Genomic DNA, 9046 nt, shown 5'->3' on the forward strand with positions numbered 1-9046 from the left:
CGCTCGCGCTCGACTATTATAATTTACTTGGGGACAATTAATCCACCCTGCTTCTTAAGGGGGGTTAGGGGGGATCTAAGTCTAATAGTCAAACAGCATTCTTTAACCCTAGATTTTTTTCCCAAATGATTTAGGCTCGCTATATTTCAGTTTGTCCTAGCAGTTTGAGAAGATTTTTCTCTGCATATTGAAGCTTTGGGGAAGGACACTCGCGCACTTTTGACAAAAGTTCTTTTAGCTGCATTTGATAATTATTTATTCGAGTTAAATCTAAGCGTTCTCGAACTTTGGTTAAGATCGGGTGTAGCTGAGTAATTTTAGTGTCCTTGAGTTCTGGCGATCGCTCGAAAGCATGACTTCCGATTAAACCTAGCTTGTCGGTGGATTGCGCTTCCATTGCTTCGAGAATATTTTGGCATATTTGTTCGATCGAATTATGGGTGAGATATTTCATCATCACGGGTTCGAGAGTGAATTTTGCTTCAGCACTAGAGGGAGAAAGCTCTTTTTCGATTAAGGAACGCCTTACCAAGGATTCTAATACTGTTAGTAATTCTGAACTAGAAACGCCTGCTGATAATTTTGCTTTCAGTTGGTTCCAGGAAATCGGCTGCTGTTCGATCGCCAGCCAGTACATGACAGCTTTTCCTAAATCCGATAACCGCTGAAAATGTTCGTTAAGTAGATTAGCAAAAATATCGCCAATAACTAAGGAGCTTTGACCCATAAATTGACTGATATTGCCATTAAACAATTCTTGAATTGTGGTAGCAGTAATTTTCAGTGCAGCAGGATGACCTCGGTATATTTGTATCAGTTCATCTAAGCCGTTTTCTGAGTCAGAAAAACCTTTGGCTGCCAAAAGCATTTTTGCATCTGTTGGTTTTAAGCCTTTAACTTGTAATGTACGCACAGGTAAGGTTTCGCCTGCTAAAGATGCAACCTCTACAGGTTTTTCTCGCGATAGAATTAACAAGCAGCTTTGATGCCGTTCTTCTCCGATTCGTCGCAATAGTTGACCGTACCCTTCATAACCATCTCCGTAATACCCAGCTATATCTCCACTTTGCAAAATCATTTCCCAATCATCTAGGATCAGCAAACAACGGCGATCGCGCAAACTTTTGATTAGGGAAGAAATTTGCTCGCCTATAGTAGTTGGCAGTTGCGTTTCTGGGGAACTGCTGGCAAATGAGTTCAACTCAGTCAAGATTGTCAGCAAGGGAGGTGCATGACGGAGACTGCGCCAAATTAGATATTCAAATTCACCCTGAAGTTGTTCTCCCAGTTTAGCAGTTAAAGCCGTTTTACCAATACCTCCCATACCCAACAGCGCCACCAAGCGACAGCGATCGCGGAGTACCCATTGACTGAGGGTATTTAATTCTGCGGCGCGGCCGAAAAAATTTGAGACTTCCGGCGCTTCACCCCAATCTTGGCATAAAGGAGTGCTTGTAACTCCTGAAACATCGCCAAAATCCTCGATGTTGACCAATTCTTCGGCTATTTCTGGTGCAATTGGCTGTGCGGCTATCTCTGACTGCAAGTGCGATCGCCTTTCCAATGCCGTTTGAAAGTTTCTTTTACTGACTCTTTCCCCTAAAGCTTCCGAAAGCAGCTTCCATAACTTGGGGCCAACATCTTGCATCAGGTATTCGGCAGCATATCCGTAAGCCTCTGCAATCTTATGATACTCATGACCTTCCCAAGATCCCCTCAGAATTATTACTTCTATATCTTTTAAGTGTCTGTTTGTTTTGGCAAATACGGCGGTATCTGCGAGTTTCAGCCCTTCTTCAAAATTCATAACGTTAAAAAATTTTCATTGGATCTTGAGTATAACCTGAAGTTTACTGAGGTTTACTTATTTAAACTGAGGTTGCCTCATTTTTTTTGTTTTTGGATTGAACTTTAACAACTTAGGTTATCTATATCGACCGTACAATAACAACTCGCTACTGTATAAATATCAGCTCAAATAAATGGTCTCAAGCAAAATCAATCATTCAATCATTCTATCAGTGATTTTTTCGATTAATCGAGTGAATTTACGTAAGTTTACAAAAGCCTGTCACTTTTTCTCACGGACAAGGAGATCGGGGTAGTTTATTCTTTGAATTAAGGCAAAGGAAAAGCTATTGGGGCTATTCAAAACTGATAATTTCAGTCGTACAAAAGCTTGTCACTTTTTCTCACCGACAAGGCGATCGGGGTGATTTATTCTTTGAGTTAAGTCCGACCAAGAGTTGATCGGACTGTTGAAATTTAAACCACATTCAATCTTTTGACACTAAAGGAGAAATATGAAACCTTCTAACGAATGCTTTGAACTAATCAAAAAGTGGGAAGGACTCCATAAAAAGCTTCCTGATGGACGGATTCAAGCATACCGAGACCCTGTTCGGATTTGGACAATTGGTTATGGCTCGATCGAGCATTTGGATCGCAACCGACCAATTTTAGAGGGTGATATTATCACCCGAGAAGCAGCAGAGCGGTGGTTGCAAATTGAGGTTGCCGAAAAAGCAGAAGATGTCGATCGCTTGTGCCAAGTTAAACTCCAACAATGTATGTTTGATGCCTTGGTTTCTTTCACTTATAACATCGGCATTGGCGCATTCGGTAAGTCAACTCTGTTGCGAGAATTAAACAAAGGCAATTATGAAGGATCAGCAAGGGAATTCGATCGTTGGGTAAATGGTGAAGATAATGGCACAAGAAGACCATTACCAGGATTGATCAATCGTCGAAACGACGAAGAAGCTTTATTTCGGCGCGATGGTTTTTTAGGTCTAGATTCAGCAATAGGCTTTGTGACAAAGCCTGAAGATTTGGCTCAACCGCCGAAGGGAGCATTTCCCTATAAACCAGCTTCTGTACCATTGCCGTTCACTCGTACCCTTGAGAAAGGACATATTGGAGAAGATTGTTACATACTCAACTGCGCTCTGGCAGGACTAAAATTTCTTCGTTTAGGTTCTCAGCTTAACGAATTTACTGACATTACTGATAGCGCAGTCAAGCTGTTTCAAACTCGCGAAGCTCTTAGCCGAGTTGATGGTAAGGTAGGTCCAGAGACGAGGAGGGCTATAGAAAATGCTCTCAGGCGTGCGCGCGGAGAGCATTCTAACATTTCATCTGGAATAGATGGACGTGTATACTGCCGTCTCACTCGCACTCGAAGAGATGCCTACGCAGGACTTGAATGGTGCAAACTCGACTTCGTAAATCCTCAAGGGAATGTAGTTGTTGATTCATTAGACGTTATTTCTGGTGTACCGGCTGCTCAGAGATTTTTAATGTGGGACGATCCTGAAAGTAAACCGCGCAATCTGGCACCTATCCCACAAGATAATTACTACATCTCAGATATCGACTGGGCAGATGGCAAAGACAATTACAATGCTTCACACCCGATACACGGGGACGGACTCGGACCTGTATGGGTATCTCTTGTTAAACCGCAAGAGCGTCACGAAAGTTGTCGGCTCAAAGAGATTGGTTGTCGCGATGCATTCGGCTTTCATGCTGATTGGAACTGGATTCAAAGTCGTACAAGTCCGGGCAGTGCAGGATGTGCGTGTGTTACTACAATTGATGATTTGAGAAAACTTGTGAAATTGCTCCGCAAGTACGATCCGCGCCTGTTAGTTGTGGACTGGGGACTGTAGATATTGTTGGTTAGGGTAGAGTTTCATCTATCCTAACTTTAATCACCAAATAACGGGAAATCAAGGTTGCAGGTGCGATCGCCCTTTCCCCCATAACGACAATTATATCAATAGTTAAATGTATGACACAAGAACTGCTTGAAGAAATGGAAAGTCAAACCAATAGATGGCATCGATCAGCCGTAATATTGCACTCTATTTCTGTCATTTTAGGAGTGACTTCGGTACTCTCATCAATAATTGTCGCTACCTTTATCGACGAACTAGGAAGCTTCAGGACAAAAGTTTTTGCTGGACTAAGCGCAGCTTCAGTGGCTATCATTGAGACGACAGGCGTTGGACGAAAAGGTAATGGATTTCGTCAAGCCCAAAGACACTTAAAAGCCGAAACAATTAGATTTCGTGAAGGTGAAAGTTCTGTGAAGGTTTTAACCCAAGCTTTTATGGAAGCAGAAGTAATGATAGGAGATTTAGTAATTAAAATGCCATCTACATCCGATGCGGAACAGAATTGATACCAACAAGTAAAACTCAGCAGTTGAGCTATCACAGCAGCCTGCGTGCTTGTCAAATCTGATTTGCTCGATCTGCCGATCGCCCTTCGTAGCCCAAACTGCTAGCTATTAGAATAGCGATCGCACCTCGTCACTCCTTCATCTCCTCACCAAATAAAGGAAATGAAGATTGCAGGTGCGATCGCTCTTTCCTCTGACTAATGACTAATGACTAATGACTAATGACTTTCATTCATGCCGCGTACCATCAGGCATCACCGCACCCTTTAAATTCGCCCCTGCCAAATTAGTATCCAACAGCAAAGCATTTCTCAGATTAGCACCCTTCAAATTAGCACTTTCCAGATTAGCCATCCACAGATTAGCCCCCTCCAAATTCGCCCCTTCCAAATCAGCGTTAGCGAGAAAAATACCTTTCATAAAAGCACCTCTTAAGTTAGCAGTTCTCAAATTACTCCCTCCCAAATAAGCATCCTCTAAAAACGCATTTTCTAGATTGCTTCCCTCCAAATTTGCCCCCGCCAAATTGCTGCTTATCAGGTAAACCCCAGCCAAATTTGCCTGTTTCAAGTTAGCACTTACCAAATGCCCGCTCCACAAATTGGCATCTTTCAGGGTGGCTTTTTCTAAATTGACGCCTTCCAGAAAAACTTCGCTCAAATTCCCCCCGGAAAGATTGCAACCTTGACATTCTCTCGCTGTCAGCAATTGCCGGACTTGATGCTTGACTGACGAACGGTTCGCTGCGACAATTATTAAACCTGTAGTTGCTAAGGCAATAATACTAAAAGTTGCCAGCCCGATCGCACTTACAAGCTTTCTCTGTTGTATTTTTCGGAAAATCCGCTTGCAGCCCCTAAAAATATTTACAAAATTGCTCATATTTATAATCAAGTGTTTTGCTTCCCTGCCCTTCCCCTTCCCCTTGCCTTATGAAAAAACAGTTAAAATTTAAATTTCTGACGATCGCACTTCTTGTAAGCTTAGCAATAATCGGTGTCGGGTGCGATCGCCTTTTCAAAAAACCCTTTCAACTTCCCGCCTCAGCCAAACAAGAACCCTGGCCAATTCAAACAGGCCTCCGAACCGCCATCCTCCGATCCAACATACCAACAGTCAACCGCGTAGTTTTAGTACCCGACGAAGCCACATTTTTAGCAGCCATCCAAAAATGGAATCTCAAAGGAAACTGGCCGATTCTCATCGAAGATAAAAAATATGCGCCCATGTTTTTGCAGCGCTTTCAACCCGAAGAAATAGTCCGTTTGCCAAGCATCAAACAGCAACTGCCAAAAAATCAAAAACTCCAACAATTAATGCTGAACGCAGCAGCAGCAGCCTGGAATGCCACCGATACTCAAACCTTAAAAGCAAAATGGACGCAACTCGGCTGGGAACCCCCAGGAGTAGTAATCACATCAGAAAATGACCCCGCGCGCTCAGCAGCAGTTGCCTTAGCAGCCGCTCACGGCCAACCTTTAGTATTTCTAGAAGGCAACTTCGGGAAACCCAATGATACCCTCAATAACACACAGTGGAAAAATCTGCAACTAGCCGTTACAAAAGCTGTCGAATCAACTGGATTTTTTTATTCTCAACTCGCAGACCCGATCGACACAATAACCATTGTACGCCAACAAGCAGTCAAATATCAATCTCCTGAAAAACCAGACGAACAACTAGCCGTTACCGATGGTTTGGGAAGGCACCCCAACGACGAACGCTGGGCTGCTGTCGGCTGGATTTACGGTTCCGAGGTACGATCGATCTATCAAGCCATGTGTGCCATATTTCTAGACAGCCAAACAGCCATGCTTTATGACAGTTACCCCAAGGAAGGAAATTGGGCAAAATATGAAATGGAGGAAGCAGCTAGCGAACTAAAAACCATAGGTTTAAATGTCGAATTAGTGCAGAAACCCGAATCTAGCCTGGAAAAGTGGCGGAGTTTAGCTTCAAAACCGTGGACATTTGACTTAATATTAATGAATTCCAAAGGCTATCCAAAATCATTCCAAGTGGGCAACGGCGACGCTTTAGTTGAAGACATACCAAAACTACAATTTCCCGCAGCAATCCACATGATCCACAGTTGGTCAGCAGCAGCGCCAGATGACACAAACACCGTTGCCGGAAGGTGGCTAGAGAATGGTGCTTACGCATATATTGGCAGCGTCAACGAACCTTTTTTATCGGCATTTATTCCACCTAAAATAATCGTCGATCGCCTAAAGCGAGGATCACCCTTTTTAATCGCAGCACGTCAGCTCGAATCCCCACCCTGGAAAGTCGCCACCATTGGCGATCCGCTAATGTCGATCGCCAAACCCAGACCAAGAATCCCGCCCAATCAACAACCGATATGATAGTATGCGCGAGCGAGGATTTTAAAATTAGAGATTTGAGATTTGTGGTTTGAGATTTGTGGTTATCAGGGAAAATCTCCCATCGACAATTCTTTAATTTGAAAGTTGTTTTTTACTGAGTTATATGATATTGCTAGTTCACTGATGCGATCGGCATAGCCACCCACAAGGTAAATATAGTTGATTACCATTATAGCCAGAGTATATCTAAGTTTGAATGTAACTGAGCATACAATCACGCCAAATCCGTCGCTCCTCATAATCAGTCATTCCACCTCAGCGGCTAGCCCCAAAAAATTACCCGAAAATACGCCTTAATTAAGTTGTCAATTCCCCTAAAATCACTCAAAATGAAAATAAGAAATAAATTGTAATAATTATATAACTTCTCACCGAAGAATTAACCGCTAAATGAGAGCCATCCCTCCTGTGGATCTGCCGCCACCCGGGCCAACCGCAGCAACTCCCCAAGCCTCCCGACTAAGCCCGCTATTCAACCGCCTGCACCCCAGCCCAGAAACCCTCCTGCTCATCCTCTCCCTAGTCATAGGGGGAGTTACGGGCGCAGGCGTCGTCACCTTTCACTACCTCATCCACTTCATCCACAGCCTGATGCTGGAAGACTTCATGGGGGCGATCTCGTCGAAAGGCTCTTGGACGCTAGCCTGCATTCCCACCATCGGCGGAGTCATCATCGGGCTGATGCGGTGGCGGTTTCGGGACTTTGGCCCGAATATGTCTTCCTTAATTGCAGCCACCCGCGGCCTGCAAGAACTCTCCCCCCTCAAACCCATCACCAAAATGGTGGCAGCCTCAGTTTCCCTCGGCACCGGCGCCTCCCTCGGCCCGGAAGCCCCCAGCGTCGAAATCGGCGCCAACTTCGGAATGCTGCTGGCTCAAGTTTTACAGCTCTCCCCAGAACGGCAGCGCTTGCTCCTCGGCGCGGGAGCTGCTGCAGGTTTATCCGCCGGATTTAACTCTCCCATCGCCGGAGTCTTCTTTGCCTTAGAAGTCGTGCTCGGCAGCACCTTCGCCACTTCGTCAGTCAGCGTTGTCTTGCTCTCCGCCGTAGTTTCGGCGCTCATCGCTCAAATCTGCTTGGGAGCTCAGCCGGCCTTTTCTTTGCCAGTTTACGATGTCCGCAGCCCCCTGGAACTGCCTCTGTATATGGGATTGGGACTTTTAGCGAGCGGAGTGTCTCTAGCCTACACAGAAGCAATTCAATTAGCCGAGGGCTGTTTTCAAGGAAAAGTCCGAGGATTTGCTTGGCTCGGACGACTGCCCCGGCCGCTTCACCCGATCATCGGCGGGGCCGCAGTCGGCTTAGTCGCCCTGCAATTGCCTCAAATTTTGGGTGTTGGCTACGAAACAGTCCAAGCCATGCTCCAAGATGTTAAATTTTCCTTGCCTTTGCTGTTGCTGCTGCTGTTTGTCAAACTGGCGATGACAGCAATCAGCCTCGGCAGTGGTTTAGTGGGCGGCATCTTCGCTCCGGCGATGTTTTTGGGAGCTTCCCTGGGTTCGGCTTATGGCCTGTTTTTGGAAATGCTGCCGGCAATGAGCGATCGAGTCGCTGGCCCTGCCGCCTACGCAATGGTGGGAATGGCCGCCGTCCTCGCCGGCAGCGCCAGAGCACCGCTGACAGCCATCCTATTGATGTTTGAATTAACCCGCGATTACCGGATTGTCTTGCCTTTGATGGCAGCAGTCGGATTGAGCGTTTGGCTGGTGGAGTGTGTCAACCGCCGATCGACAGCCCACAGCCTCAACCTTCAGCAAATGGGCGTAGACGTGGCTGTCAATACACCGATCAAAGCCAGAGAACAGTTGCAAGATTGGGAAGATGTTCTGGGCGATCGCATCGTCACAGAACTGATTTCTTGCCAACTCCCCACCGACGGCGAACACAGTATCGAGGAGCCAGTGCTGGCGATCGCCAATGCACATTTGCCGGAAAATGTGAAACCATTACCTGAAACAAAATCAGCAGTTTGACCCAGCTCAGATCCCGTTGCTTCGTCACAAAACCGATCGCATTAAAGCTAAATCTGACAACTATGATATTTATCAACCCGAAAACCGATTACGCCTTCAAAAAAATCTTCGGTTCCTCAGAAAGCAAAGAGATTCTAATTAGCTTTCTCAACGCCTTGATTTATGAAGGCAATCCCACAATTCAAGACTTAGAAATCATCAACCCGAATCTACCACCCAAACTAGAAGGCTTAAAAGATAGTTATCTGGATGTGAAAGCCAAACTCAGCGACGGCACTTTAGTAATTATTGAAATGCAAGTGCTAAACGTCCAGTCTTTTGGCAAGCGAGTTTTATACAATGCAGCGAAAACTTATGCTTTTCAATTGGAAGCAGCACAAGGATATCGATTGCTGAAGCCAGTGATTGCTTTGACAATTACGGATTTTGAAATGTTTCCTAACAGCCCCGAATTTATTTCCCGATTTGTGTTCAAAGAAGTCAAGAAAAACTTTACGTA

General features: G+C 45.2%; 8 protein-coding genes. 5 read left to right on the plus strand and 3 right to left on the minus strand.

Features of this window, described 5'->3' with window-relative positions:
- Positions 1 to 139: 139 nt before the first annotated feature.
- Entirely contained in the window at positions 140 to 1807 is a 1668-nt protein-coding gene (locus QUB20_RS22795; protein WP_333249622.1) for an NB-ARC domain-containing protein, read from the minus strand.
- 496 nt (positions 1808 to 2303) lie between these two features.
- Here QUB20_RS22795 and QUB20_RS22800 point away from each other — a divergent pair, with 496 nt between their 5' ends.
- Complete coding sequence (locus QUB20_RS22800; protein WP_333249624.1) at positions 2304 to 3671, plus strand: glycoside hydrolase family protein; 1368 nt, start codon at positions 2304 to 2306, stop codon at positions 3669 to 3671.
- Positions 3672 to 3793: 122 nt separating this feature from the next.
- Positions 3794 to 4186 carry a hypothetical protein gene (locus tag QUB20_RS22805; protein WP_333167554.1) on the plus strand — a complete coding sequence of 131 codons (393 nt, stop codon included), beginning with the start codon at positions 3794 to 3796 and terminating at the stop codon, positions 4184 to 4186.
- A gap of 228 nt (positions 4187 to 4414) precedes the next feature.
- Here the strand turns inward: QUB20_RS22805 and QUB20_RS22810 are convergent, their stop codons facing one another.
- On the minus strand, positions 4415 to 5068 hold the full coding sequence (locus tag QUB20_RS22810) for a pentapeptide repeat-containing protein (protein WP_333249626.1): 654 nt from the start codon (positions 5066 to 5068) through the stop codon (positions 4415 to 4417).
- Between the two features lie 50 nt (positions 5069 to 5118).
- Between QUB20_RS22810 and QUB20_RS22815 the strand changes: the two genes are divergently transcribed.
- Positions 5119 to 6552, plus strand: coding sequence for a hypothetical protein (locus QUB20_RS22815; RefSeq protein ID WP_333249628.1), 1434 nt, complete (start codon positions 5119 to 5121; stop codon positions 6550 to 6552).
- A gap of 65 nt (positions 6553 to 6617) precedes the next feature.
- Here the strand turns inward: QUB20_RS22815 and QUB20_RS22820 are convergent, their stop codons facing one another.
- A complete protein-coding gene (locus tag QUB20_RS22820) occupies positions 6618 to 6743 on the minus strand; it encodes a hypothetical protein (RefSeq protein WP_333208091.1) in 126 nt (41 codons plus the stop codon).
- A 220-nt stretch (positions 6744 to 6963) separates the two neighbouring features.
- Between QUB20_RS22820 and QUB20_RS22825 the strand changes: the two genes are divergently transcribed.
- Both QUB20_RS22825 and QUB20_RS22830 read left to right on the plus strand, forming a co-directional pair.
- Positions 6964 to 8547 (plus strand): chloride channel protein, encoded by a 1584-nt coding sequence (locus QUB20_RS22825; RefSeq protein ID WP_333249630.1) that lies wholly within the window; start codon positions 6964 to 6966, stop codon positions 8545 to 8547.
- 62 nt (positions 8548 to 8609) lie between these two features.
- The coding region (locus QUB20_RS22830; protein WP_333291666.1) for an Rpn family recombination-promoting nuclease/putative transposase at positions 8610 to 9046 on the plus strand (437 nt) is incomplete at its 3' end.

It is taken from the genome of Microcoleus sp. B4-C2, from assembly GCF_036705265.1.
GTDB lineage: Bacteria > Cyanobacteriota > Cyanobacteriia > Cyanobacteriales > Microcoleaceae > Microcoleus.